The organism is Flavobacterium zhairuonense (assembly GCF_004352915.1).
GTDB classification, from domain to species: domain Bacteria; phylum Bacteroidota; class Bacteroidia; order Flavobacteriales; family Flavobacteriaceae; genus Flavobacterium; species Flavobacterium zhairuonense.
The window spans coordinates 158,801-185,573 of record NZ_SJSY01000074.1; the positions used below are offsets into that span (position 1 = coordinate 158,801).

Below are 26,773 nucleotides of genomic sequence, written 5' to 3' on the forward strand. Positions count from 1 at the left end.
TACAATTATGAAAAAAATATATTTAATATTAAATCTATTCGTTTTGACAATGCTGATTGCTTGTGCAAACGATGATGCTCTCGATGTTGATTTAGACAGTATTGCGGCGCCAACAAATGTGTCGGCACTGACAACCGTTACACAAGACAATACAGGAAAAGTAACTTTTATTCCGACGGGTGAAGGTGCAACGCAATATAAAATCAGTTTTGGTGATGGAACTCCGGAATCAGCTTATATTCCTTCTGGTGGAACTTTAACGCATACTTATAAAGAAGGAACATATAAATCGAAAATTACAGCAATGAATGTGAACGGGAAAACAACCGAAGTAACACATGATGTTGTAGTATCATTTAGAGCTCCTGAAAATTTAGTAGTTGAAATCACAAACGATTTATCAGTATCTAAAAAAGTAACCGTAAAAGCAACTGCAGATTTTGCTTTGTTTTATGATGTTTATTTTGGAGAAGCTGGAAAACCAGATCCGATTTCTGCAAACAATGGCGAATCTGTTTCTTATACATATAAAGAAGCGGGTGTTTACACAGTTCGTGTTGTTTCAAAAAGTGCCGCAATCAAAACTACTGAATATACAGCTCAGGTGACAGCAAAACTGGTTGTAGCGCCTTCAGCATCGGCACCAACGCCTCCAAACAGACAGCCAGCTGATGTTATTTCTATTTACGGTACGAAATATGCCAATGTTGCAGGAACAAATTATTTCCCAGACTGGGGACAAGCGGGACAAGGAAGCAGTTGGGCAGAGTTTGATTTAAACGGCGATAAAATGCTGAATTATATTAAATTAAGCTACCAAGGAATTGCTTTAGCAGACAATGTAACAATAGATGTTTCTAAAATGGAATATCTACACATGGATGTTTGGACAGCTGATTTGCAGAAAATTGAAACTTCATTGATTCAGACTGGACCTTCAGAAAAACCTGTAACAAAAGACCTTACAGCTAATCAATGGACAAGCATTGATATTCCAATTTCAGCATGGACAAGCCAAGGATTAACAGTAGATAAAATTTTCCAATTGAAATTTGTTGGAACGCCTTGGGCTGGAGGAACCGTATTTATTGACAATATTTATTTTTATAAAGCGCCTGCAGAATCAATCGCATTGCCTATTGATTTCGAATCAGCAAACTTGACTTATTCTTGGGGAGGTTTCGGAAATGTTAATGCATCAATGGTAACAAATCCTGACAAAACAGGAGCAAACGTATCTGATAAAGTGGTTAAAATGGAGAAAAAATCAGGTGCAGAAACTTGGGCTGGAGCTAGTTTGAATCTTGATGCTTCGCCGGATTTTTCTAAAGGAACTAAAGTAAAAGTAGCAGTTTGGTCTCCAAAAGTTGGTGCTGATATTTTATACAAAATGGAGCTTTCTACATCTCCAAAAGATGGAAATGGAAACCCAAGTGTAAACTTTGAAGTACATGCATCGACTACAGTTGCAAATGCTTGGCAAATTTTAACTTTTGACCTAACAAGTGCGGCTAGCTTCGACTCTAGCATCAAATACGACAGAGTAATTTTATTCCCAGATTTTGGGCAAACAGGAACTGGAGCCACGTATTATTTTGACGACATTAAACAATCCAATTAAAACGAGAAATCATGAACAAAAAAATAATTTTAAAAATAGTATCCTTATTTGCGATTGTCTTGATGATGGGATGTCAAAATGATGATTTCACTTTTGGATCAATTGATTCACCAACAAATCTTAAAGTTACTGCTGAGGTTATTGGTAAAACTACCGCAGCTCCAAACGGAGATGGTTCAGGAACAGTAAAATTTACTGCGAAGGCTGATGGTGCTATATCATATAAATATGTTTATAGCGATGGAACATCTGATAATGCGCCAAACGGAGTAATTACAAAGCGTTTTACAAAAACGGGAGTTAATACCTATACAGTAACTGTAATTGCTTCCGGAAAAGGTGGAGTAAGTACAACAACTACTACGGATGTTACAGTTAAAAGTGATTTTAGTGATGCCGAGGCGGTACAATTCTTAACTGGTGGTACTTCTAAAAAATGGTATTGGTCAGCTTCAGAAGCTGGACATTTAGGAGTTGGTCAAAATGATGGCGATGCAACTAAAAATTATTACGGAAACTATTATCAAGCAGGAGCTTGGGAAAAAGCAGGTTCACCAACTAGCAGCTGTTTATATGAAAACGAATTGACATTCTCTCTAGAAGGAGGTCAGCTTAAATTCCAGCTAAACAATGGTGGCGCAACTTTCTTCAACGCCGCTTTTGAAAGTGTAGGAGGTGGAAATTCGGGATCTGATGCTTGTTTGGCTTATGATACGTCAGGAAAGAAAACAGTTTCGTTGAGTCCTTCAGAATCTTTTGTAATGCAAAATCCAAATCACGCAACACAAACAAGAGGAACAATGATGAATTTCTCTGATGGCGGATTTATGGGGTACTATATCGGTCAGAGTTCATACGAGATTTTATCGATTACAGCGAACAGAATGGTTGTTAGAGCCGTTATGGGCGGAAATGCATCATTGGCTTGGTATCATATTTTCACGACAACAAAACCAACACAAAATCCAACAACACCAGATAAAGATTATACAAATTTAGTTTGGTCTGATGAGTTTAATACTGATGGAGCGCCAGATGCTTCAAAATGGGTTTATGATTTAGGGCGTGGCGATAATGGTTGGGGAAATAATGAAAAACAGAATTATACGAATTCTTCAACAAACGTAATTGTTCAGGGAGGTAACTTAAAAATTACAGCTAAAAAAGAAGCTTCTGGCGGAGCTGATTATTCTTCAGCCAGATTGAAATCTGAAGGGAAATATAAATTTACGTATGGAAAAGTTGAGGTTCGTGCAAAACTTCCAATAGGTGGAGGAACTTGGCCTGCTATCTGGATGCTTGGAGCAAATTATGCTACAAATGCTTGGCCTGCATGTGGAGAATTAGATATTATGGAACATGTAGGAAACAGCCAGAATGTAATCCATGGAACGCTTCATTATCCTGGACACTCTGGCGGAACTGCTAATACTGGTTCAAAAACTATTGCAAATGTTTCTACAGAATTCCATATTTATAAAACAATCTGGAGTCCTGAAGCTGTAAAAATATATGTAGATGATGAGTTAATTCATTCGGTTCCTAATGATACGAGTTTGCCTTTCAACAAAGACTTTTTCTTAATTTTGAATGTTGCTATGGGAGGTAATTTTGGCGGTAATATTGATGCGGCTTTCACGCAGTCTTCTATGGAGATTGATTACGTTAGAGTGTATCAATAGAGTATAAATTAATTAGTAAGAATGAAATGAGAAGGTCAGTTTAGGTTGACCTTCTCAATTTTTATAATTTTAAATGAAAGTATGAAAAAGGTAATTATGTTGCTGTTGATCAGCAGTGCATGTTTTGCGCAGGAAGTAAAAAGAAAACTCGTTTGGGAAGAAAACTTCAATAAAAAAGAGTTGAATGAAAAAGATTGGAATTTTGAAATAGGCGATGGCTGTCCTAATCTTTGCGGTTTTGGAAACAATGAAAGACAGGTTTATACCAAAACAAATCATGAATTCAAAGATGGAAATTTAGTTATAGAAGCGAGAAAGGAAGGCGCAAAATATACATCAACCAAAATCACCACAAAAGGTAAAAAAGAATTTAAATACGGCCGAATTGAAGCAAGAGCAAAATTGCCAGTTGGTCAAGGAATCTGGCCGGCATTTTGGATGTTGGGAGCAAACATTGATGAAATCCACTGGCCAAAAGCAGGTGAAATTGATATTTTAGAATATATAGGGCGCGATCCAGGAATGGTTTATACTACTTTGCATACGCAAGACAGCCACGGAAACACAATTAATACTAAAAGAACACCATATCCTAATATTGAAGAAGGTTATCACATTTTTGCAATTGAATGGACTAAAGATAAAATGGATTTTTTTGTAGATAAAACATTAGTCTATACATTTAATCCTCCAGTGAAAAATGAAGATACTTGGCCTTTTGACAAACCTTTCTATATCATTGTCAATTTAGCTGTTGGAGGAAATTTTGGCGGACCAGAGGTAGATGATAAAATCTTTCCGCAAAAGTACTATGTCGATTACGTACGCGTCTATCAATAGTTCTTTATTTCAAAAAAGGCATAAATTACTTTGTAACTACTTAATTGTAAGTAATTTATGTCTTTTTGTAAATATGGCTCATTTGCTGATTTAGCGGTCTTTTCCGGTAAAAATTAACTTATGTGTCTATTTTTTAAGTTTTTATTGTTAATTATTCTGCGTTTTATTTGCTTTTTAAAATAATTATTTGTTAAATTTGGTCACTTAATTAACACACTAAAAAAAGAGAAGCCTATACAATAAAATTACTTTTTAGAAAATTACTCCAAATTAAAAACCTAAAAAAGTAGTATTATGGCTCATCTGCACATTCCAGACGCTCTGTTAGTGAAAAATTATATCGATGGCAATGAAGTTGCGCTGTCGACATTAATCAAAAGGCACGAATCGAAGATTTATGGTTTCATATATTCTAAGATTGCTGATAGAGATATCTCAAATGATATTTTTCAAGACACTTTTATTAAGGTAATCAAAACCTTAAAAAGCAATTCATATAATGAAGAAGGTAAATTTTTGCCATGGGTAATGCGTATATCTCACAATTTAATTGTAGATCATTTCCGCAAAACTAAAAAAATGCCAATGTATAGAGAAACAGAAGAATTCTCAATCTTCTCTGTAATGTCTGACGATTCGCTGACAATTGAAGGCAAAATGATACTTGACCAAGTGGAAATCGACCTAAAAAGATTAATCGAAGAACTTCCGGATGATCAAAAAGAAGTATTGGTAATGCGTATGTATCAAGATATGAGTTTCAAGGAAATATCAGAGTTGACAGACGTTAGCATCAATACAGCTCTAGGGAGAATGCGTTATGCATTAATGAATTTGAGAAAAATAATTGATAAACATCAAATTATTTTAACCAACTAATACTAATTTGAGTATTAATCCGTTATCCTATGTATAAACATTTTCATAGTATGGCAAAAATTTACTCTAAAAAAGCATTAGCTTCTAAAAATTTAAAACCTAAAAAAGAAGTCGTTTCTTTTTTACTCAGTTATTCACAAGCTTTGACTGTTGTGAAAATTGAAGACAAAAGCTTCGATATAATAGCAAATTAAACAATCGCAAACTTGCCAAAAGTTTATCGCTAATAGAAAAGCCAAATGGTCGTTTTGGTTTAAAGCTCACTTCTGTATGTAAAATACTGATAGTGAGTTTTTTTTTGCGCGTATTTAAATAAATTGAGAATTTGAGCGAATCACCTCTTTAAAAAAAAGTTAAATTTTGAATAAAAAAATAATGATATTTTATTGCGTATTCAGTTTTTAATTCTATTTTAGATAAAAAAATATAATGTTTGCAGAAAACAATAGTAAATAATGTTATTTATAGTGTAAATACTGTTAAAATTTGATTTTTTTTAAAAGTGATAAAATGAAAATGTTTAATTCTCAAAAATATTTAATATGATAAAAAACTACTCTCGCTAATTATTCAGTTTGATAATTTTTGAATCCTAGCAGAAGGATATCAAAAGTACAATTTTGTCCAATTTTTGGAAACCAACAAAATTGTTTGAGAAAAGAACCCAATCTATTTAACTATCAAACTTGATCTACAATGAAAATGAAATTTATGATTTTATCAATACTATTGATAAATGTTGGGGCATATGCCCAAAAAGCACAAATTAAAGATGCGCAGTCACTTTTTGATAAAGGTAATTCACAAGAAGCCCTAACAATTTTAAACAAGACCGAATATCTTATCATAAACGCGCCGGATGAGGATAAATCTGATTTTTATTTTTTGAAAGGAAATGTATATAAGGATTTAGCCAGTAAAAATATTGATGCCGCAAACAACTTTAGTCTTGCATCACAAGCTTATCAAGATGTGTTTTTGTTTGAAAATGAATCTGGTAAGTTTAAATTTACTGTAAAAGCTAGTGCGGCTTTGAAAGATATGAAATCTAACTTGGTTAACGGCGCCATGGCCGATTTCAAAGCTGGAAAATTTAAAGAAAGTGCAGAGAAAAGTTATAAAGTATATTTGTTTGACAAAAAAGATACGCTTAATTTATATAACGCGGCTTCGTCATCGATTAATGCTAAAGACTATAATTCAGCAATTAAGTATTACGAAGAACTGAAGAAAAAGAATTATTCAGGAAACGGCGTTCTTTATTATGCTACAAATAAAAAGACAAAGGAAGAAGATGCATTTCTTTCTCCAAAAGCGAGACAATCAGCAATTGATCAAGGACTTTATGAGAAACCAAGAACAGAATCTGTTCCTTCAAAAAAAATTGATGTAAATAATAATTTAGCATATTCTTATATGGAGAATAAAGATTATGCTAAAGCTGAAGCGATATACAATTACGTTTTAGAAATGAATCCTAATTATATTGATGCTTACATTAATCTTGCTTATTTGAAATTGCAGCAAAAAAAGGCAATAGCTGATGAAATTGCAAACTTGGGAACAACTCCAAAAGAAATGCAGCAATATGATAAATTGAACGCAAAAAAAGATGATATTGCTAGAAGTGCAATTCCATATCTTAAAAAAGCACTTACTATCGAGCCTAAAAATCCAGATGTAACGAAAACACTTTTAGGAGTTTACAGGTCTCTTGATATGACAACTGAATATAATGCCTTGAAAGCTGGAATGTAATTAAAATTTGATAATTAGAAAGTGTGATAATTAGATAATGAGTTTAAGACGAACTGCTTTATCATATTTTCTAATTATCAAATTGGCACATTAAGAAATAACAAAGGCGCAGAGGTTTTAATCTTTGCGCCTTTTTTTAATCTAAGCTTTTGTCATTTCTTCAATTATAGATTTTTTTCCTATAGTTCTGGTGATGATGTCTTTTTCTAGACTCCAACCACGTGCGGGTGAGTATTCGCGTCCGTACCAGATAATCTGAAGATGCAAATCATTCCATAATGATCTCGGAAATAATCTTTTAGCATCTTTTTCAGTTTGAGCGACATTTTTTCCATTCGAAAGATTCCATCTGTACATTAATCTATGGATATGAGTGTCAACAGGAAAAGCTGGAACTCCAAAAGCCTGTGACATTACAACGCTCGCCGTTTTGTGTCCAACGGCAGGCAAGGCTTCAAGTGCTTCAAAACTCTGAGGGACTTCGCCATTATGTTTTTCAATCAGAATTTCTGATAAACCATGAATTCCTTTTGATTTCATTGGAGACAACCCACACGGACGAATAATTTCCTTGATTTCTTCAATAGACATTTTCACCATATCATACGGATTATCAGCTTTTGCAAACAACAAAGGCGTAATTTGGTTTACACGAACATCTGTACATTGTGCCGAAAGCAAAACAGCAATTAATAAAGTATAAGGATCTTTGTGGTCAAGAGGGACAGGTATAGTAGGGTAAAGTTCTTTTAAGGTGTCGATAACAAATTGTACGCGAGCTTCTTTATTCATTTCCGTATTTTTAGAGCCGTAAAAATAATGAATTATAAGTTATGAGTTAGAAGTTGCAAGTTATAAGTTATCTTTGTTTTTCAATCTAAAATCCAAAATCAACAATCTAAAATAAAAGATATGACAACATTAAAAGCTGGCGATAAAGCGCCAAACTTTTCGGGAATTGATCAAGAAGGGAAAGGGCATAAATTGGCAGATTATGCTGGAAAAAAATTAGTAGTTTTCTTTTATCCAAAAGCAAGTACGCCAGGCTGTACAGCTGAAGCTTGCGATTTAAGAGATAATTTTTACCGTTTTCAAGCAAATAATTATGAACTTCTTGGAGTAAGTGCTGACAGTCAGAAGGCTCAAACAAAATTCAAAGAAAAATACGAATTGCCTTTCCCATTATTAGCAGATGAAGATAAATCGGTTATCAATGCTTTTGGAGTTTGGGGACCAAAGAAATTCATGGGAAGAGAATACGACGGAATCCACAGAACCACTTTTGTAATCAATGAAAACGGAATTATCGATGAGGTAATCGAAAAAGTAAAAACAAAAGAACACGCTGATCAGATTTTGAAATAGTTTTTAGTCACAGTTTTCAGTCTCAGTTTGTCAAGCTGAGCGAAGTCGAAGGACACTCCAATTGGAACGTGAGCTTCGACTTCGCTCAGGGTGACAACTGAAAACTGAGACTGAAAACTGCGACTGAATATTTAAAAAAAAGTCCCAACTAAGGGACTTTTTTTATATTAAGAATTTTGTTCTAGTTCTTTTTGTGGATGATATCCAAAAAGATGATGTTCTTTTATGATTTCGGCAACTCCAGAAGGAAGCATTGGTTCCCATCCCGATTGTCCTTGGCCAATCATTTTTAATACTTGGCGAGAGAATACATTTAATATGTTTGGATTGTAATCTTTAATGTCAACCACTTTTCCGTTGAATTTAAAGAATTTGTACAATTCTTTCATTCTAGGATGAACTTTTAAGTTGTCTGAAGTGATAATTTCGCCATTATCGCCTAACATTGGGTATAAGAATACTTTCATGTCTCGGTAGAATAATTTTCCGAAGGCCTCTAAGATTCCACCGCTTAAGTGGCGGTAATATTTCTCATCAAAAATATCTACAAGGTTATTTACTCCCATTGCTAATCCCATTCTGGCTTTAGTATAATTAGAGAAATATTCAACTACTTTATAGTATTCTTGGAAATTTGAAATCATAACGGTTTGACCTAGCGAACAAAGCAATTCAGCTCTGTCCATAAAATCGCGTTCGTCAATTTCACCATCAGAACGCAAATTTGAAAGTGTAATTTCAAAAACGGTTAAAGTATTGTCTTTGTCAACTTTATTCTCGCTGAGAAACATTTTTAATGATTTCTCATACATGTCAAGGTTTACATTTGTTACCGGGCGGAAACTTCCTCTAAAAGCAAGAAGGTTTTTCTTGTACAAAACGGCAGCTGGCAATACATTTTTTCCTTCTGGATTAAACATTACGGCATCTGTCATTCCGTTTTTAACCAATTGTAAACTCATTAATCGGTTGTCAACATCTGCAAAACGAGGTCCAGAGAAGTTGATTGTATCAATTTCAAGCTGATCTTTGTCTAAGTGGTCGTATAAATAACGTAATAAACGTTTCGGGTCGTTGTATTTGTAAAATGCACCGTAAATCAAGTTCACACCTAAAACTCCAAGAGTTTCCTGTTGTAATCGGGCGTCAGTTTCTTTAAAACGAATGTGAAGTATAATTTCGTTGTAAGCTTCGTCAGGTTCAATTTGGTATCTAATTCCTACCCATCCGTGACCCTTAAATTGTTTGGCAAAATCTATAGTTGCTACTGTATTGGCGTAGCTGAAAAAAAGTTTGTTTGGGTGTTTTTCTCGGCTTAAACGTTCTTCGATCAATTCACCTTCAAACGTCAGCATTTTTTTTAGTCGATTTTCTGTCACATAGCGTCCGTCAGATTCAATTCCGTAAACGGCATCACTAAAATCTTTGTCATAGGCAGACATCGCTTTTGCAATTGTTCCCGATGAACCTCCGGATCTGAAAAAATGCCTAACGGTCTCTTGTCCAGCGCCAATTTCGGCAAATGTTCCGTAAATATTCTCGTTTAAGTTAATGCGTAACGCTTTGTCTTTTATAGAAGGAATCTGTTCGATGACCTTGTCACCTTTGAGTTTTATTTCTGTACCCATTTTATTTTAAATAGATTTGTTACAAAGTTAGTAAATTAGGCTTCTAATGAAAGAGAAATAATCCTATTTTTGTAAAAAAATTAAGTTCAATTGAAGGTCTATTTTTTAGGTACTGGTACTTCTCAAGGTATCCCGATTATTGGGGTTGATCATCCCGTTTGCAAAAGCACTGATGCTAAGGATAAAAGGCTCCGAGTATCCATCTGGATTTCGTGGGGCGAGCATTCTTATGTTGTAGATTGTGGTCCCGATTTTAGACAACAAATGCTTTCTTGCGGATGCCGTAAACTGGATGCTATTTTATTCACTCATGAACATGCGGATCATACTGCTGGATTGGATGATATTCGTCCGTTTAATTTCAGACAAGGCGAAATTCCTGTTTATGCACATCAGCGTGTAATTGATAATTTAAGACGCCGTTTTGACTATGTTTTCGAAACTGTAAATAAATATCCTGGAGCTCCAAGCGTCAAAACTATCGAGGTAGAAAACAATAAACCTTTTGCAGTTGGCGATAAATTAGCAATTCCAATTAATGTCATGCATGGTGATTTACAGGTTTTTGGTTATCGTATTGACGATTTTGCTTATTTGACTGATGTCAAAACAATTGATGATCTTGAAATTGAAAAACTTAAAAACCTAAAAGTTTTGGTCGTAAATGCATTGCGAATCGAACCTCATGATACACATTTCAATTTGCAGGAAGCCCTTGATTTTATTAACCTTGTCAAACCTGAAAAAGCTTATTTGACTCATATCAGCCATGTATTGGGCTTTCATGAAGAAGTTCAAAAAACGCTCCCAGAAAATGTTTTTCTGGCTTATGATAATTTAGAAATTACAATTTAATTATACCACAAAATGAAAAAATCCTTAATGCTTTATCTTTTTCTCCTTGCAATATTAATGAACGTTTTTACTTATACGTTTTACAGCGGTGAAGTGAAATTTGAGAAGGAGAGATACGATAGAACAACTAAGAAGCTGAGAGACAGTATTAATTTAGTTACAGAAAAACTAGCTGAAGCCGATTATTTCTCATTAGAGCATAATGAAAATGCTCAAAATTACTTTGACAACAGTGCTTCTGGAGGAAAAGTGATTTTATACGAAAAATTAATTCCTGTTGTAAAAGAGAAATTATTGGATTTAAATGCCGGCCCAAAAGGAAATCCATATACAGGGCAAGATATGATTGATGGAAAGAAATTTATCATCAATAAAATTAAAATTTTAAACCACAGATGGATTATTGCAGATTACAGTAATGGTGAATTATGGGGAGAAGTCTTGTTAAAATATTTTGTAGATAACGATGATAATATTACATTTGAAGTAAATCAAAGTTGGTTATATCAAAAATAGGATTTTTAATCCTATTTTTTTTTGTCCAATTTTTAAAACTATAGGATTATGAAAAAGATTATTTTATTAGCAGTTATTGTTGTTGCCTCGTTTTCTTGTGCAAAAAAAGTATCACCAGAAAAAAGCGAGTCTCAAGAACCAAAAAGTGAGACCAAAAAAGAAACAGTAGTTGGCGCTGATTCTGATGTTCACGGGTGTAAAGCTTCGGCCGGATATACTTGGTCAACGCTTAAAAAAGAATGTATCAGAGTTTTTGAAGGGACAAAATTATCACACTACGATGATGGAAAAGAATATACTACTGCGTCATACGTAATTTTTGATGGAAATAAGGCAGAGCTTTTCTTAGACACTCAAAAAGAATCTATTATTTTGGAAAGAAAATCTGAAGGTGATTCTTGGAAAAAAGACGATTTAGAATTGATTCCTTGGAAAGGTTATGTTTTGAAAAAAGGAGGGAAGATTCTTTATACGGGACAATAAAATTTTAGTATTCAGTCGCAGTTGCAGTTTTCAGTCTTGAATTGCGGAAAACTTTGTCGAAGTTTAAAACTTTGACAAAGGTCTAAGTTTGTATGTGACTGAGAACTGCGACTGAGACTTAAATATTCTCTTTAATAAAATCAGAAGTTACAACTTGAGCAAATTCTTCATTTAAGCTTGCTAAAGCGGTTTGATGAATTACTTCTGCAGAAAACGCTTCGCCATTTATTCCTTTTTTGTTGAAAGTTGCTGTTGCATCAGAAACTAAATATGCATTATAACCAAAATTTCCAGCCATTCTGGTTGTTGTAGAAACGCAATGATCTGTTGTTAAGCCAACAATTACAAGGTTTGTAATTTTAGCATCATCCAAAAGCTCTTTTAAATTTGTTCCGATAAAAGCGCTGTTAACATTCTTTTTAATGATTGTTTCGCTTTCTAATGGTTGTACTACATCTTGAAATTCATTTCCAGGATTTGTTTCATTCAAAATTGAATTTGGATTTGAAGAACAATGCTGAACGTGAAAAATAGGCAGTTTTTTACTTCTCCAAATTTTTAGAAGTTCACCGGCTTTTTCTTCTGCAGTAACATTATTTCGGTCTCCGCCCCAATACTCAATATTGTGAAAACCTTTTTGAATGTCAATTAAAATTAATGCAGGATTGTCAAGTTTTTTAATGCTCATTTGTAAATAATGATTTTGAATTAAAAATGGAACGAAATTAACTTGCTTATTTAAGCTTATCCTTGTGTAGTTCCAATTTTACTAATTATTTTGCCTGTTACTAGATTTGAGGTGTATATTTTCATTTCTCGTTTTCAGTTTTTAAGAATTATCCATCATGTTATGAATTCTTCTTTCAGCTTCTTCTTTTGAAATTCCATTATAATAATCTCGAACAAATTGATGATCAAAATCATCATGTGGAATTATTTCAGGTCTGTCGTTTCCTTTTTTTGTAATTACAGTAGTTGGAATACTTTCTGAATTGTCATAATCGACTAAATAATTTGACAACCATCCAAAATATTTGGTTTCATGATTTTCATTCTCAAAATTATTATAATAATCATCGTAACTTTTTTCACTAAGTGAAACCCAAAAGCCATATTGTAACGACTCAGGATGATCATTTACTTTTTGATTTAATACTACTCTTATAAATCTGTTGGTTTGATCTTCATATTCAATTGTGCAAAAATCACTACTTAGATTTCCAATAGTTTTTTTTTCATTATCGCTTAAATTATGAAATGGAGTAGGACTTATAAATGTTAATGCAGGCCAATCTTCATGTATTTCTCCACATTGCGAACATTTAAATTCTGATTTAGAAACTTTATTCTTTTTTCTCCAAAACATATTCTTTTGATATTTACTGTCCTAGCCAATTTTTAAAATCAAAGAAATTTTGTGGTGCAACACCATGTCCAACATGATATTCCTTATAAGTTGCCGGAATATTTAATTTCTCCAAAATTGCCGGAGTTTTTCTAGCCCATTCAATCGGAATGACTTGATCTACAGTTCCGTGTGAAGCAAATATTTTTAAGTTTTGAAAATCGTTATTTTCAAAACCTTCTTTTATAATTTCTTCGTTGAAATAACCGCTCATCGCAACCACTCGCTGAATTTTTTCTGGATAAGAAAGTGCTGTTGCATAACTTAAAATAGATCCTTGGCTAAATCCAATTAATGTTACATTATTAGCATCAATTGGGTAATTTGCTACTAATTCGTCAATAAAACCAGCAATTATATCTCTTGAAGTTCTAGCTTGTACGTTATCCGTAAATTTATTTTGGTCTGCGTCAAAGTTGATGGCGTACCAAGCATAAGCTCCATATTGTAAATCGTAAGGCGCTCTTGCGGAAATGATATAGTAATTATCAGGAAGTTCTGATGCAAAAGAGAATAAATCTTCTTCATTGCTTCCGTATCCGTGCAATAAAAGCAATAACGGATTTTTATCTAAAATTACTTTTGGTTCTTTTATTTTGTACTCTAAAGATAGATTCATTTTTTAATTATGAATTGTAAGTTGTGAATTATGAATTTTTCACTTTGTCAAAGTTTAAAACTTTGACAAAGTTTTTGACGTTTTTAGTTTGGAATTTTAAAACTTGGAATTTTAAAAATTACCCGATTTTTTTAAACCATTTTTGGAATAAATTTCCAACCAAAGGAATTGGTGTCATTTGCCCTTGAATAGCATTAAAAATACCGAAAGTCCATAGTATGGAAATAAAGATCCACATTGGGAAAGTGATAAAAAAACTATCAAAATTACTAATAATGGTGCCTAAAGAAATAAAGGTTAAAGACAAACCAAGAGACTGACGGATGTGAAAAGAAGCAAAACTGTTTTTATTTTCAGAATTCATGCTCATGGCGATCAAAACGCCAATAATTAGAATATAGCTTGTAATAGCAATTGATTTTCCTTCTTCGACTGAATTATTCATTATATTATTTTGTAACAAGTTGATTTTGATTGAAAATTCCGTACACAGAACCTTTTATTTCAGTTCCTAAAAAAGCAGAATTTTTAGATTTTGAAAGAATGTTTTCTTTTGTAAAAGTTAATTTTCCTTCGGTTGTGAATAATGTCAAGTTGGCTTTTGCACCTTCTTCAATCGTATTTTTTTCTAAGTTGAAAATGTTTCTCGCTGAAGTCAATTTTGAAACGATAGTTTCAACTGGTAAAACAGTCAATAAGGCTCCAAAAGCACTTTCTAAACCAATAGTTCCGTTTTTGGCAGTGTCAAATTCCATTTTTTTGAACTCAATATCAATTGGATTATGGTCTGATGTAATCATGTCGATGGTTCCATCTGCGATACCGTTAAGTAAAGCTTGTCTGTCAACTTCGGTTCTTAATGGAGGTGTTACTTTAAAACGAGTGTCAAATCCGTCTAGTTTTTCATCGGTTAAAACCAAATGATGTACGGATGCACTGCAAGTGATATTTAAACCTTTTGCTTTGGCTTCTCTGATCAATTGAACTGATTTTGCTGTAGAGATCGTTGGAATATGAAGTTTTCCGCCAGTATATTCTAATAAAAATAAATTTCTAGAAATCTGTAGTTCTTCTGCTAAATTCGGAATTCCTTTTAAACCTAATCTTGTCGAAACAATTCCTTCGTTTGCGACGCCATTTCCTTTGATATTTGGATCTTGCGAGTAAGCAATAACCAATCCGTCGAAATCTTGTACGTATTGCAAAGCGATTTTCAAAATATTAGCATTGTCGATACTTTTGTTGTAATCTCCAAAAGCAATAGCTCCCGAATTTTTCATGTCGAAAAGTTCTGCCATATCTTTTCCTTCGCTGGCTTTAGTCAAAGCTCCAATTGGGAAAATTTCTGTAGCAAAACCATTTGCTTTGCTTTTTACAAAATTAACCTGAGATTGATTGTCAATAATTGGCAATGAATTCGGTTGTAATGCAATTGCAGTAAAACCGCTTTTTGCCGCAACATTTAAGCCGTTTGCAATGGTTTCTCTGTCTTCATAACCTGGTTCTCCAAGCGAAACACTGCTGTCAAACCAGCCTTGAGAAACATGAAGATTGCCAAATCGAACGATTTCAGCATCATCGTTTGGAAGAGAAACTCCTATTTTTTCTATTACACCATCTGCAATTAAAAGATCAACGGTCTGATTATGAAACGGACTTTTTGAGTCGATAATTTTGGCGCTTTTGATGATTAGTTTCATATTTTGGATATTTATTTTATTAAAACATTAAATGTTTTTTATTTACTACCATAAAGAAATTAAGTTCATAAAGCGAGAAACTTAATTTTCTGGACATTTGGAATAAGATCATTAAGGAAAAACTTAATAATCTTAATGCCTTAATGGTGAAAAAAAATCATTTTACAAATTTTATAATTGCCATTTCTAATGCTAAAAACAACAGTGCAAAGATAACAAACCATTTCCAAATTTGGCTGTCGGTTCGTTCAGTTTGTAAAGTATTGAAAATGGTCGAAATTGTATCGGCAGTTTTGAAATCTGAAACAATATTTGTGTTTACTTGGCTTAAATCGCTTTCAGTTCTTTTATAATTGAAACTCAGGTTTTCAACCCATTCTTTTTTGTCAAAAATGCTGTAATTTCCAGCTGTTTCAGGGAAATCATTAAACGTTAATTTGACTTTGTTGTTTAAAATCTGCTGAATTGGTATAAATGAATCTTCTGTTCCTTTTACTTCTAAAATAGCATCTTTTGTCAATAAAACATCAACAAAATAAGGCTGATTGTTTCCAATGGTCAACGCATTAACTCCCGTTTTTTGGTTGTTTGTTGCGATTTTATAAAACAAAGGAACGATTAAAGGCGATTGCTGAAAGTTAGAATTGACGCTGTTTATTGGTGCCGAAAACAATGTAACTCCAGAAACTGAATTTTGAATGGAAGTCACAAAAGCACTTTGATCTTCATAAGACAAAACAGCCGGATACGCACTTGAAACCGCAAATGAAGAATTTGTTTTTGGATATTGAAAATTTGTGATTTTGTTTTCAAAAACTCCAGAAAACAGCGGATGATCAAAATTGATTTTCGTAATCAATTTGCTTTCAGTTTTTAGATAATTAAATTGAATTTTTCCAAAGTTTCCTAAGAAATCGTTGAAGTTTGAAACTGTAATTTTTTCAGAAGGAATGATAACTAAATTTCCACCTTTTGAAACGAAACTTTTTAGAGTAGTTTGTAATGCCTGCGGAATTTCAGTTAATTCATTCAGAATAATGGTGTTCTGTTTTTCTAAACTATTATAATCTAAAGAACTGATTGGATAATTACTGTAATTGAATTCGGTTGGAGTATAAATTCGGGTTAAGAAATTGCTTTTTTCAGGCTCGCCAATACTGATTACGTTTGTTTTTTTGTTTTTAGAAATGCTGAAAAACAATTTGTTGTCATAAGTTAATCCGTTGTCTTCAATTGAAACATAGCCATGAAAAGCTTCTTTCGGAATCGTAAAATTGATTTTCTTTTTCTTTGAATCAAAATTGATTATTGTTTTGGCAATCAGTTTGTTTTGATTGTATAAAGCAGTCGAAATTGGGCTGAAATCATCACCATAAGCCGATAAGCTTACGCCAATTTCATAAAAGTTTTCTAAAGTCTGATTGATGTAAACGCTGTCAATTGAAACGTTGTTTTTTTGTTCTGCTTCCGGAACGATGAAATATGGTTTTTCTTCAAAATCAATATTTTTAACATCTTTTTCTTTTAAGCCAACAGCATCCGTAATAATGACAATATCTTTTTTATGTGCCGATTTGTGCGCTTTGATTTTTGCAATAATAGAAGTAAGTTCAAATGGCGAAGCGCTGTAATTTAAATTTTGAAGCGCGCTTTTCGAAGATTTAATATCGGTATTCCAATAATTTTCAGTGTTTGTCAAAAGTGAAAACTGCGCCGTTTCTGGAGTGTTTTCAAGCAATTCTTGCACTGCACGTTTCAGCAATTCGCCTTTTTTTCCTTTTGCTTGCATGCTAAACGAATTGTCTAAAACAATATACATTTCGTTTGAAGCATTTTTGCTGTCTTTTGCTTCAAAAAATGGTTGGGCAAATGCAATGATCGCACAGGTAAGTAATAATAAACGAGTAGCAAGCAATAATCGTTTTTTGATTTTTGAACTTTTTCGGGTTTGAATGGCAAGTTCTTTCAGGAAACGAACATTGGTGAAATACGAAGTCTTAAAACGTCTTAATTGAAATAAATGAACCAAAATTGGAACAATCAATAAAAAGAGAAAGTATAGAATTTCGGGATGTTTAAAATGCATTCTGGCTTCGATTTACTTCACTACGTTTTGTAGATGCTGGTCAAAAATACAAATTTTTAGTTAAACCATATAAGTTATACAAGAGATTATAAGGAAGTAGTTATTGCGTTTCAGTTAAATGAACTTATATGACTTCTAAGGTGAAATGTAACAAAAAAATGTAACTTTTCTGGTTCCATTTGTAATGATGAAAAAGATATTATTGTGTATTTTAGCGTATTCAAAAAATAATATAGAATATGAAAAAGTTATATGTGATCTTATTTTCAGCTTTAGCATTAACTGCAGCAAAAGCTCAAAGTAAATTCAATTTATTAGTTGGAACTTATACCAATAAATGCCAAAGCAACGGAATTTATGTTTATGAATTCAACGCTGCATCGGGCGATTTCAAGCTTAAAAATTCTTCTGAAAATGTAATAAGTCCGAGTTATTTATCGATTTCGCCAAATAATAAATTTGTGTACGCGGTAAATGAAAACGGAACTCAAAGTGCTGTGAGTGCATTTGGTTTTGATGCTGCTTCTGGAAAACTTAAATTTTTGAATACAAATGATGCTTTAGGTGCAGATCCTTGCCATTTGATCAATGACGACAAAAATGTAATTGTTGCCAATTATTCTGGCGGAAGTATTGTTGTTTTTAAGAAAAATGCTGACGGAAGTATTACGACTGTACAACAATTAATACAGCACGAAGGAAAAGGACCAAATGTAGCGCGCCAAGAAAAAGCACATGTTCATCAAGTTGTTTTTTCACCAGATAAAAAGTTCGTTTTATCTAATGATTTAGGTTTGGATAAAGTGTTTATTTACAAATACAATCCAGCTTCTAAAAACGAAATGCTGACTTTAAAAGGTTCTGTTGATGTAAAAGCAGGAAGTGGGCCAAGACATTTGACTTTTAGTAAAGATGGCAAATTTGTTTATTTGGTTCAGGAATTAGATGGCACATTGACAACTTTAAGTTATGATAAAACTGGAAGCCTAAAAATAGTTGCCGAAACAAGCATTCTGCCTAAAGGATTTAAAGGAGGAACAGGCGCTGCAGCAATTAAAATTTCGCCAGATGGACAATTCGTATATCTAACAGACCGCGTTGATGCAAATGCTATTTCAGTATATAAAATTCTGAAAAATGGAAGTTTGGAATTGGTAGAACAACAAAGTACATTAGGAAAAGGTCCAAGAGATTTTGCTATTGATCCAACAGGAAATTATCTTTTGGTGGGGCATCAATATACAAACGACATTATTATTTTTAAAAGAGATAAAACTACGGGAAAACTTACTGATACAGGAAAAAGAATTGAATTGTGTTCGCCTGTAGGTTTAGTTTTTACGAAAATATAGCCTAAAAGGTTCAAAGTAACAAAGGCTCAAAGGTACAAAGTTTTTAAACTACTGTACTTTTGAGCCTTTTTTATGCTTTGTCACTTTGTCACTTTGTTCCTTTGGACCTTTGTGACTAATAATTATTTATTTCTTTTTCTTCTTTTTCTCATTTCTCGTTTTCAACATATTTCTGTTGACAGAACCATGCGTTTTCTTTTTGGTTTTTGAAGGACCTCCGAGATTGACTTTTTGATTCTTTTTTGATTTTTCATGAAAAGCACCGTCACCTTCAAGCTTTGGTTTTTTCATTAAAAATTTTCTTGGCAATTTGTCTTTTTCAGCTTCTATTAGCTTTTCTGAGATTTCAACTTCTTCAGGAAAATCAACAATGTCAAGCTCTTGATCCATTAAAAGTTCTGTTTCAATTTTGAATTCTTCCTCTCTTGGGGTTACAAAACTAATTGCAGTTCCTGTTGCATCAGCACGACCTGTACGACCAATTCTGTGCATGTAAAGTTCTGGTTCTTCTGGAAGTTCAAAGTTGATTACGTGTGTGATATTCGAAATATCCAAACCTCTGGCCATAACGTCTGTTGTAATTAAGCCTCGAAGATTTCCTTCCTGAAATTCGGCCATTGTGCTCAAACGGTAATTTTGAGATTTATTAGAGTGAATAACACCAAATTGTCCTTCAAAAAGCTCATCAATACGATTGAAAAGCATATCTGAAATCTTTTTATTGTTTACGAAAACTAAAATACGACTCATGCTTTCGTCGGTTTCCAGTAAATGTTTTAAAAGATTTACTTTCGTATTGAAATTCGGAACATTATAAGTAAGTTGAGTAATTTTTTCAAGTGGCGTTCCTGATGGCGCAAGCGTAACTTCTTCAGGAAAATCAAAATAATCATTTAATAAATCATCAACTTCATCAGTCATCGTTGCCGAGAACAAAATGTTTTGACGTTTGGTTTTCATCATCGCAAAAAGCGCAGTCAATTGAGGTCTAAAACCTAAATTCAGCATTTCATCAAACTCGTCGATAACCAGTTTTTGAGTTTCATCAAAACGAACCACAGCGTCAAGCGCTAAATCCATTGTACGACCAGGAGTTCCAACTAAAATGTCAACACCTTCATAAACGGCTTTTTTTTGTGTATTGATGTTTACGCCTCCGTAAATTCCCAAAGTTTTAACCGACATATAGGTAGTCAGTTTTTCAACTTCTTCTACAACCTGAACCACTAATTCACGTGTTGGAACTAGGATTACAATTTTTGGAGTATTTGTATGCGTAAATTTATAAAGCTTTAAAAGAGGAAGTAAATAAGCAAATGTTTTACCGGTTCCGGTTTGTGCAATTCCCATCATATCTCTTCCTGACATGATTACAGAAAAAGATTTTTCCTGAATAGGAGTAGGCGTAACAAATCCTAATTCGTCAACTGCTTTTTGTAATGATTTTGGGAGATTGAATTTTTCGAAAGTGCTCATTTGCATTAAATTTTGCGCAAAGATAGCTATAAATAGCTGAAAAATTGGCATCTGTTAAAAATTACACTCGATTATTACTTTCGTATTTCTCAAAAACAGCGTTTAAAAAGTTATAATAATCGCTTTATTCGCAATAAAAGTTCGTTAGGATTAAATGGTTTTGCAATAAAATCATCAACACCCAATTCAAAAGCTTCTTCAACCGTATTCTCCTCTTCACCAAGTGATGAGAGGGCAATAACACGAATATTTTGGAAGTTTTTTTTGATATGATTAATAATTTCCAGACCAGATTTTAACGGAATAATGATTGTGGTAATCACTAAATCTGGCAAAATTACCGGAATACGCTCTAATGCACTCATACCATCTTTGGCAATACTTATTTTGTAGCCTTCTTTTTTTAAAATAAATTTGAGAATTTCAATTGCCATATCATCATTTTCGATGATCAAAATTTTTTTTTCGCTGATACTCATTTTGCTGTTTTTGGCTTTTATTTTTTGTACAGTTCGATTTCGTCAATCATCACCATAGGTTTTTTATTTTTTCGTAATCTCCATTCAGGTAATTTGGATTGGTTTTCTATGAGAATTTTTATTTTGGCAAAAGTACTAAGGTTCAGGTTTTTAAATTCCCATGATTTTGTTGTAATTTCATAGTCTTCTGTTAAATTATCATAATTTTTTTCGTGTAATAGCTTCCATTTCTGATCTTTAAAACCATAAATTTTTACTTTTTTTGGTGGAAAAATCCAATGCCTCTGATCTTCAAGGAAATTTAATTTTAAAAGATTAAAATCTAATTTTTTGGTTTCGATTTCAAAAGAAGGATTTGTTCCATACCAGCCAATCCAGTTAATGTTGAAATCTTTATAACCTCTATTTCCATCCACAAGTCCGTAACTTCCTTTGCCTTTAAAATCATCCGAAGGCGGGGTAATAAAATTGATTTTCAAATCTTCACCTAAATGTGTTGTTGTGTTTTCACAAATTTTTAGCCATTCCTGATAATATTTATCGGGTGAAAGTCCGTCTTCGCTTAGTTCATAAATTCCAAAATCATTGCAGGATTTCGTGAAATTTTGAACTCTTTCGGTCAATTTTTCTTTTACCTTTTTTTTTCCATTATTATTTACGGTAAACATTCCGTGTTGGTTTTTTCCATAAAACTTAGACTGTTCAAAATAAACAAATTCAAGACCCAAGCGAAGTTTTAAGACTCGTGATTTTAAAACAGCATCATCGGAGACAGCATCAGAAGCCAATTCCAGCAATTTATCGTATTGATCCATTTCTTCAGGCGTTAAAAAAGTATTTCGAGCCTGAACCGGACCGGAATAAATATCAAGATATGTATTGCTTTTATTTTGATTCTCAATCAGAAGTTTCAAATAATCACTTATATGTGGCGCTGCTTTTCCGTAAAAACCTCTTAAAAAATCGGCTGTAACGGCTTTAATATCAATATTGGTATCCCAAAGTAATTTCGCTAAAAGATACTGTCTCAATTCTGAAAAATCCCCAGGAACGTCGGCGTAGCCTTGAACAAATAATCCTTTGACTTTGTTTTTTTCAAAAAGCTTGTAATTGCTTTGAAAAGGTTCAAAATTTGGAAAAGGCGACATATAATTAGAAAATTGAACGGTATAATCCCACAGGAATAAATGTGGAGAAGTTTTGCTCCAATTCTCTAAATTTTTTACAAATGAAGGTGCGCTTTGTGCCGAAATTGCTTTTCCTCGATTTAGTTCTATGGGACATAAAATGGTGTAAATATTTGGCGCTATTTTTAAATTGACTGGCGGTTTGAATGTATAAAGATAGGCGAGCGTTGTAATTTTTGTGTTTGGAAAGTTGGAAGCAATTTTATTCAAGAAGTAATAGAAAGAACCTTGTGGCCCACCAAATTTGTCGTTTAATTTTCTACATTCGGTACATTCGCAATATACTACATCATCATTTTGACTTATTGAATAGAATTGTGCATCTGGCTTTTCGGCAATAATTTTAGCCATTTTTTTCTCTACCAAATCAACAACGGTGTCATTTGTCATGCATAAAGATTCGCCGTTTCTTTTTCCTTCATACAAAGCAAAAAGCTTTGAATTGCTTTTAAAATATTCTTTTGGCGGCACAAGAACGTTGAAAGAATGTCCCCAGATTCCAAAATCGTCAATATGCCAATCTAGTTTGTGCCAATCGCGAAAAGCTTCGTCATAACAATCAGGAAAAAATAATGCGCGATAATCAAAAGAAGGCTGATAACGCTTTGTGCTATTTTTAGGAAATAAAAATTCAGTTACTTTAGGAACATAAGTTTCTGCTGCTGTAAATTTTCTGAATTCCCAAAGTTCCAATAAAGTGTAAACTGCATATCGAAGATATTTAGGATTTTGAGCGATCAGATAAATAGATTTTGAATCACTTTTGATTAGAAATTCATTAGGCTTTAATTTTTCGGTATCTGAAATTTCGAGAATTATTTCAGAGGCATCATTACTTTTATTTTGAGTAATGTTTTCAAATTCTTTCCCAAAAGCTTTATCAACATATTTTTTTAGAATCAAAGCGGCGTCACGGCTTTCATCAGATTTGGAAATAATACTGTTTTTGTGCGTTATAATAATTTCAGACTGAGCCATTATAGTTAGGTTAAATAGGAAAAAAAAGAGGAGCAGTAATTTGAAATAAGGCTTCTTTTTCATAATTATTTAAAATTTATATTGAAATACAAAGGCAAAATCAAGTTCGGTTTGAAATTTATTTGCGGTATATTCTTGTTCGTTGTCGGTAATCATGAATCCGGCGATATAATGGCTTTTTATAAGTTTAAAAAAGCCGGCGCTCAAGCGGTATGATCTTAAAGACAATCTGCTTTCATAATCTGCTGATCTAGTTTTGTCATCTGGGGAAGTTCCGTAACCAGCAATTAGTGTGACGTAATCAAATTTTGTTTTGTAGTAATATCTCGAGGTCAGCGTAAAAGAAGGACCTTCACTTTGTATATATGATCTTAAATTAACCCAATAAGAGCCAAAATATTTTCCGATTCCAATATTTAATGTTTTTACATCGCTGTCATCATTCATCAAAATGTAACGAAATCCCAAATCGGCTTCCCAACCTTTGTTGAAATTATGAAAAAAGGAATAGCCTAATCTAAATTTTGGAAATGCATCATCTTGACTATAAGCGACATCAATGTATGAATAATTTTTCTTTTTTGCAAAAAGATAAGATTCAGCTTCAAATTGAAGACCGCTTGTCATAACTGAATTTGCCGCAAGTCTACTGGCATAACTTACTCTTCCAATTAAGCTTCCCCAAGAGCGTTGTCTTAAATAATCGACACTTCCTAAATGCCAGGGACCAACACCATCGCGACTAATTGTGGTATAATTGTAATAGGCACCCACACGGTCCATATTGATTTGCGAATACAATTCAAAAAGTCGTTGTTCAATATCCGGATCATTTGGGAATTTGGCCCGTATTGATTTCAGATATTTTGCCTCATTTGCCGTATCATTCTGCAAGGAATAAAAAGTAATTCTTTTAATGCGAAATATTTTTTCGTCGGGATATAATTCTATTGCTTTGTTTGCAACGACAACTCCGTCATCATATTGTTGTTCCTCAATATCTAAATTGATTAAATAAAGAAAAGCTTCCTGATATTTTGGGTTTTTGTCAATGACATAATTATAATAATATCTAGCACTGTCTTTTACGTTTGTGAAATCATAATTGCGTCCTAAAGCCAAATGAAAATCCAAATAGTCTGGCGCATTTTTTTTTCCTAATAAAGCCCTTTGAATATTGAGTTCATAATTAGGATGCTTGGTTTGCATATCTTTTGTTATCACGGTCAAAAGGCTGTCAGCATCTATTTTTTTCTGAGCTTTTGAATTTTGGACAAAAGACAAAAATAAAATGAAAATCAGGCAGGTATGCAAAATTTTGTTGTATTTCATAATTCCATTATTTTTTGTTTGGCTGATCAAAACCTTTTCGAACCATGACGCCCCATTTTTGTTCTTTTTTTCCAAAGAAATACCAATATCCTTTTAATGAAGCATAAACATTTACAGGATGGTAAACAAACGGCTCAATAGCCGCCATCCCGATCAATGTCAGAAGTTCTTTGTAATTAGAATATGTCCTGTACAATGTCTCATCAATCAATATTGAAATTATAGTGATGGAAAAATAGAAAAGATATACTAAAAGACTCACAATCAATAAATACTGATAATTTATAATATTAAGTATAAAGCTGGCTATCAAAATAATAACTCCTATGAGCTCGATTATGGGAACTAAAAACTCAAAGCTGAAAAAGAAAGGCAAAACAAGCAAACCAGTTCTTCCATATTTCGGATTTAAAAACATTTTTCTGTGCAGATAAAGTGTTTGTATAAGTCCTCTTGCCCAACGTATTCTTTGTCTCAAAAAAATTTCTCTTGTACTTGGAACTTCAGTCCAGCAAAGTGATTCGGGAATATATTTGATTAAAAATTCTTGGTTGGTACTGTGCATGTATTTTCGCATTCTGGTAATAAGCTCCATATCTTCGCCAAGAGACTGATGCCAATATCCGCCAGCTTTTATTACTATTTCCTTATCAAACATTCCAAGTCCGCCAGATACTAAAAGCAATCCATTGATTTGGCTCCAAGCCATTCGTCCAAATAAAAAAGAACGAACATATTCTAATTCCTGAAAACGTGGATACCATTCTTTTGGATAATGTACTTTGAACAAAAAACCTTCTTTTACATCGCATGAATTCGAAATTCTAATTCCTGCACCAGTAGCTATAATACGAATGCTGCTTTCCATAAAAGGTTTTGCCAATTTAAGAATGGTATTTTTTTTTAAAATGCAATCAACATCAGTACATAAAAAAAGAGGATATTGTGACGAATTTATGCCTGCATTTGAAGCATCGGCTTTGCTCTTGCCGTTTATTTTGTCTACAACAAGCAATTTCGAATAAACGGGGTTTTTAGATCTGTAATGCCCTCTAACAGGCTGTGTATGGATTTTTTCCTGATAATAAAAATCAAATTTTACCAATTCAAATTCGGCTATCAATTTTTCTAGCGTGTCATCAGAGCTTCCATCATTTACAATAATAATCTCATATTTAGGATAAGTAAGCGAAAGCAGTGATTTTACATTATAAACAATATTTACACCTTCATTGAACGCAGGCGCTACAATTGAGACTCCTAATATATGATTGGAACGAAGCAAAACTTCCTCTTCAAGATAACGCTGATATTTGACATGTCGTATGATTGCCAAATAAGACATGCTGGCTAAAAAAACATAAAATAAAATATAAGCAATAGAGAATATGCCTGCAAAAATTGCATAGCAATGAATCAGCAAGTAAAAAAACTCCTGTATCATAATTCTACTTTTCTAATATGGTTGATCATTTTTTGAGTATCAGGATCTTGAAGCCCTAATTGGTCGATGCCTTTAGAATCTAAGTTGTTGAAACAAAAAACCATTTTCAGCTTTACATCTTTTATTTCCTGTTTTGGGATTTCAGTCTTTAAGAAAGAAATTGTTTTTCCTGATCCAATTACAGCTAAAGTCTCCAATATTTCGATTTGAGTATCTCGCGTTTCATAAGGAAATATAGAAAGAAGTTCATCTTCAGCCTCATATAAAAAAAGTTCACGAATGGCAATAATTACATCAGTTCGTAATGCTTTATGTTCGTGGTTAAGCAATTTTATAATTTCAACAGATTTATTTCTATAATTATAAAAAACCATTGTCATTACGGCTAATTTCAAAATGGCTTTGTTTTTAGAATGTATCCAAAAATCGATGTCTTTTGGCATCGGAATGTTTTCTGAATGAAGTACATCCATCACTTTTATAGTTGTAATACGCGAAACTTTGACAGGAATTTTGTCTAAAGCCAGCCAATTGCCTTTTGAAAGTGCTAAAAATGCAATATTGGCATTCGATAGAATAATTTTGTTGGGATGCAGTAAATATTTCTTTATCATCAATATTCCCGGAGTGTAGCCTAATGCCTGAAAATGATAAAAGCCAATGCACTTTTTGTATTTTCTAAAGTCTCGGATCAAACGTGCTGAATAATGATTTAATTCAAGTTGTTTGTAGATGGAAAGGATATTTTTAGCTGTTTTCCCTTTCAAATTGCTTTTCATGCGAATCATATCGTCAATCAGCATGTCTTTACACCAGTTTTTGTGTATGGGAATTTCAGATTTGAATTGCGAAATTTTATATTTTAAAGTGTTTTTATCTGGTTTTGAAAGTGTAATTTCAGTTAAGAAAATTTCTGATTTGCGAATAATGCGGGATCGATACGGCAGTGTGAATTGATAACGTATTCTTTTAAAAAGCAGAATTACGATTAAAGATAAGGTTGTGCATAAAAAAAAAGGAATGACAAAATATTTGATATAATCTATAAGTTGCTCCATACCAATAGCTTTATACTGTAATATTACGAA

General features: G+C 33.0%; 25 protein-coding genes. 11 read left to right on the top strand and 14 right to left on the bottom strand.

Annotation, left to right across the window (positions count from 1 at the left end):
* Positions 1 to 7: 7 nt before the first annotated feature.
* From EYY60_RS14980 to EYY60_RS15000, 6 genes are all read left to right on the top strand, one after another.
* Positions 8 to 1,621 (top strand): PKD domain-containing protein, encoded by a 1,614-nt coding sequence (locus EYY60_RS14980; protein ID WP_132990129.1) that lies wholly within the window; start codon positions 8 to 10, stop codon positions 1,619 to 1,621.
* Between the two features lie 11 nt (positions 1,622 to 1,632).
* Positions 1,633 to 3,303, top strand: coding sequence for a glycoside hydrolase family 16 protein (locus EYY60_RS14985; RefSeq protein ID WP_132990130.1), 1,671 nt, complete (start codon positions 1,633 to 1,635; stop codon positions 3,301 to 3,303).
* An 81-nt stretch (positions 3,304 to 3,384) separates the two neighbouring features.
* Positions 3,385 to 4,143 carry a glycoside hydrolase family 16 protein gene (locus tag EYY60_RS14990; protein ID WP_132990131.1) on the top strand — a complete coding sequence of 253 codons (759 nt, stop codon included), beginning with the start codon at positions 3,385 to 3,387 and terminating at the stop codon, positions 4,141 to 4,143.
* Between the two features lie 294 nt (positions 4,144 to 4,437).
* Positions 4,438 to 5,022 carry an RNA polymerase sigma factor gene (locus tag EYY60_RS14995; RefSeq protein WP_132990132.1) on the top strand — a complete coding sequence of 195 codons (585 nt, stop codon included), beginning with the start codon at positions 4,438 to 4,440 and terminating at the stop codon, positions 5,020 to 5,022.
* A 50-nt stretch (positions 5,023 to 5,072) separates the two neighbouring features.
* Entirely contained in the window at positions 5,073 to 5,216 is a 144-nt protein-coding gene (locus EYY60_RS22315) for a hypothetical protein (protein WP_162847895.1), read from the top strand.
* A gap of 502 nt (positions 5,217 to 5,718) precedes the next feature.
* The gene (locus EYY60_RS15000; RefSeq protein WP_132990133.1) at positions 5,719 to 6,780 is read left to right on the top strand and encodes a tetratricopeptide repeat protein; all 1,062 of its coding nucleotides are present in this window, start codon (positions 5,719 to 5,721) and stop codon (positions 6,778 to 6,780) included.
* Between the two features lie 141 nt (positions 6,781 to 6,921).
* Here the strand turns inward: EYY60_RS15000 and EYY60_RS15005 are convergent, their stop codons facing one another.
* Positions 6,922 to 7,572: an endonuclease III domain-containing protein gene (locus tag EYY60_RS15005; protein ID WP_132990134.1), complete on the bottom strand. Its 651-nt coding sequence runs from the start codon at positions 7,570 to 7,572 to the stop codon at positions 6,922 to 6,924.
* A 120-nt stretch (positions 7,573 to 7,692) separates the two neighbouring features.
* Between EYY60_RS15005 and bcp the strand changes: the two genes are divergently transcribed.
* On the top strand, positions 7,693 to 8,145 hold the full coding sequence (gene bcp / locus EYY60_RS15010; RefSeq protein ID WP_132990135.1) for a thioredoxin-dependent thiol peroxidase: 453 nt from the start codon (positions 7,693 to 7,695) through the stop codon (positions 8,143 to 8,145).
* A gap of 167 nt (positions 8,146 to 8,312) precedes the next feature.
* Here the strand turns inward: bcp and EYY60_RS15015 are convergent, their stop codons facing one another.
* Positions 8,313 to 9,773, bottom strand: a complete 1,461-nt coding sequence (locus tag EYY60_RS15015; RefSeq protein WP_132990136.1) for a TonB-dependent receptor — start codon at positions 9,771 to 9,773, stop codon at positions 8,313 to 8,315.
* A 90-nt stretch (positions 9,774 to 9,863) separates the two neighbouring features.
* Between EYY60_RS15015 and EYY60_RS15020 the strand changes: the two genes are divergently transcribed.
* From EYY60_RS15020 to EYY60_RS15030, 3 genes are read left to right on the top strand one after another with little or no spacing between them, the layout of a single operon-like run.
* Complete coding sequence (locus tag EYY60_RS15020; protein ID WP_132990137.1) at positions 9,864 to 10,628, top strand: MBL fold metallo-hydrolase; 765 nt, start codon at positions 9,864 to 9,866, stop codon at positions 10,626 to 10,628.
* Between the two features lie 12 nt (positions 10,629 to 10,640).
* Entirely contained in the window at positions 10,641 to 11,144 is a 504-nt protein-coding gene (locus EYY60_RS15025; protein WP_132990138.1) for a hypothetical protein, read from the top strand.
* A gap of 48 nt (positions 11,145 to 11,192) precedes the next feature.
* Positions 11,193 to 11,627, top strand: coding sequence for a hypothetical protein (locus tag EYY60_RS15030; protein ID WP_132990139.1), 435 nt, complete (start codon positions 11,193 to 11,195; stop codon positions 11,625 to 11,627).
* A gap of 118 nt (positions 11,628 to 11,745) precedes the next feature.
* Here EYY60_RS15030 and EYY60_RS15035 read toward each other — a convergent pair whose 3' ends face one another.
* The 6 genes from EYY60_RS15035 to EYY60_RS15060 all read right to left on the bottom strand — a co-directional run bounded on the left by EYY60_RS15035 (position 11,746) and on the right by EYY60_RS15060 (position 17,437).
* The gene (locus tag EYY60_RS15035) at positions 11,746 to 12,315 is read right to left on the bottom strand and encodes a cysteine hydrolase family protein (protein WP_132990140.1); all 570 of its coding nucleotides are present in this window, start codon (positions 12,313 to 12,315) and stop codon (positions 11,746 to 11,748) included.
* A 141-nt stretch (positions 12,316 to 12,456) separates the two neighbouring features.
* A complete protein-coding gene (locus EYY60_RS15040) occupies positions 12,457 to 12,993 on the bottom strand; it encodes a DUF2199 domain-containing protein (RefSeq protein ID WP_132990141.1) in 537 nt (178 codons plus the stop codon).
* Between the two features lie 13 nt (positions 12,994 to 13,006).
* Positions 13,007 to 13,651, bottom strand: a complete 645-nt coding sequence (locus EYY60_RS15045) for an alpha/beta hydrolase (protein WP_132990142.1) — start codon at positions 13,649 to 13,651, stop codon at positions 13,007 to 13,009.
* Positions 13,652 to 13,769: 118 nt separating this feature from the next.
* On the bottom strand, positions 13,770 to 14,096 hold the full coding sequence (locus EYY60_RS15050) for a hypothetical protein (RefSeq protein ID WP_132990143.1): 327 nt from the start codon (positions 14,094 to 14,096) through the stop codon (positions 13,770 to 13,772).
* A gap of 4 nt (positions 14,097 to 14,100) precedes the next feature.
* On the bottom strand, positions 14,101 to 15,351 hold the full coding sequence (locus EYY60_RS15055) for a dihydroorotase (RefSeq protein ID WP_132990144.1): 1,251 nt from the start codon (positions 15,349 to 15,351) through the stop codon (positions 14,101 to 14,103).
* A 157-nt stretch (positions 15,352 to 15,508) separates the two neighbouring features.
* A complete protein-coding gene (locus EYY60_RS15060) occupies positions 15,509 to 17,437 on the bottom strand; it encodes a BatA domain-containing protein (RefSeq protein WP_132990145.1) in 1,929 nt (642 codons plus the stop codon).
* A gap of 239 nt (positions 17,438 to 17,676) precedes the next feature.
* Between EYY60_RS15060 and EYY60_RS15065 the strand changes: the two genes are divergently transcribed.
* Complete coding sequence (locus tag EYY60_RS15065) at positions 17,677 to 18,789, top strand: lactonase family protein (protein ID WP_132990146.1); 1,113 nt, start codon at positions 17,677 to 17,679, stop codon at positions 18,787 to 18,789.
* 126 nt (positions 18,790 to 18,915) lie between these two features.
* Here the strand turns inward: EYY60_RS15065 and EYY60_RS15070 are convergent, their stop codons facing one another.
* The 6 genes from EYY60_RS15070 to EYY60_RS15095 all read right to left on the bottom strand — a co-directional run bounded on the left by EYY60_RS15070 (position 18,916) and on the right by EYY60_RS15095 (position 26,743).
* Complete coding sequence (locus EYY60_RS15070) at positions 18,916 to 20,265, bottom strand: DEAD/DEAH box helicase (protein WP_132990147.1); 1,350 nt, start codon at positions 20,263 to 20,265, stop codon at positions 18,916 to 18,918.
* A gap of 110 nt (positions 20,266 to 20,375) precedes the next feature.
* A complete protein-coding gene (locus EYY60_RS15075) occupies positions 20,376 to 20,744 on the bottom strand; it encodes a response regulator transcription factor (protein ID WP_132990148.1) in 369 nt (122 codons plus the stop codon).
* 17 nt (positions 20,745 to 20,761) lie between these two features.
* Positions 20,762 to 22,909, bottom strand: a complete 2,148-nt coding sequence (locus EYY60_RS15080) for a DUF4838 domain-containing protein (protein WP_235832335.1) — start codon at positions 22,907 to 22,909, stop codon at positions 20,762 to 20,764.
* Positions 22,910 to 22,978: 69 nt separating this feature from the next.
* Positions 22,979 to 24,241, bottom strand: a complete 1,263-nt coding sequence (locus EYY60_RS15085) for a YaiO family outer membrane beta-barrel protein (RefSeq protein ID WP_132990149.1) — start codon at positions 24,239 to 24,241, stop codon at positions 22,979 to 22,981.
* Between the two features lie 7 nt (positions 24,242 to 24,248).
* Positions 24,249 to 25,685 (bottom strand): glycosyltransferase family 2 protein, encoded by a 1,437-nt coding sequence (locus EYY60_RS15090; RefSeq protein WP_132990150.1) that lies wholly within the window; start codon positions 25,683 to 25,685, stop codon positions 24,249 to 24,251.
* On the bottom strand, positions 25,682 to 26,743 hold the full coding sequence (locus tag EYY60_RS15095; protein ID WP_132990151.1) for a hypothetical protein: 1,062 nt from the start codon (positions 26,741 to 26,743) through the stop codon (positions 25,682 to 25,684). The genes EYY60_RS15090 and EYY60_RS15095 overlap by 4 nt, the downstream gene beginning before the upstream one ends.
* Positions 26,744 to 26,773: the final 30 nt, after the last annotated feature.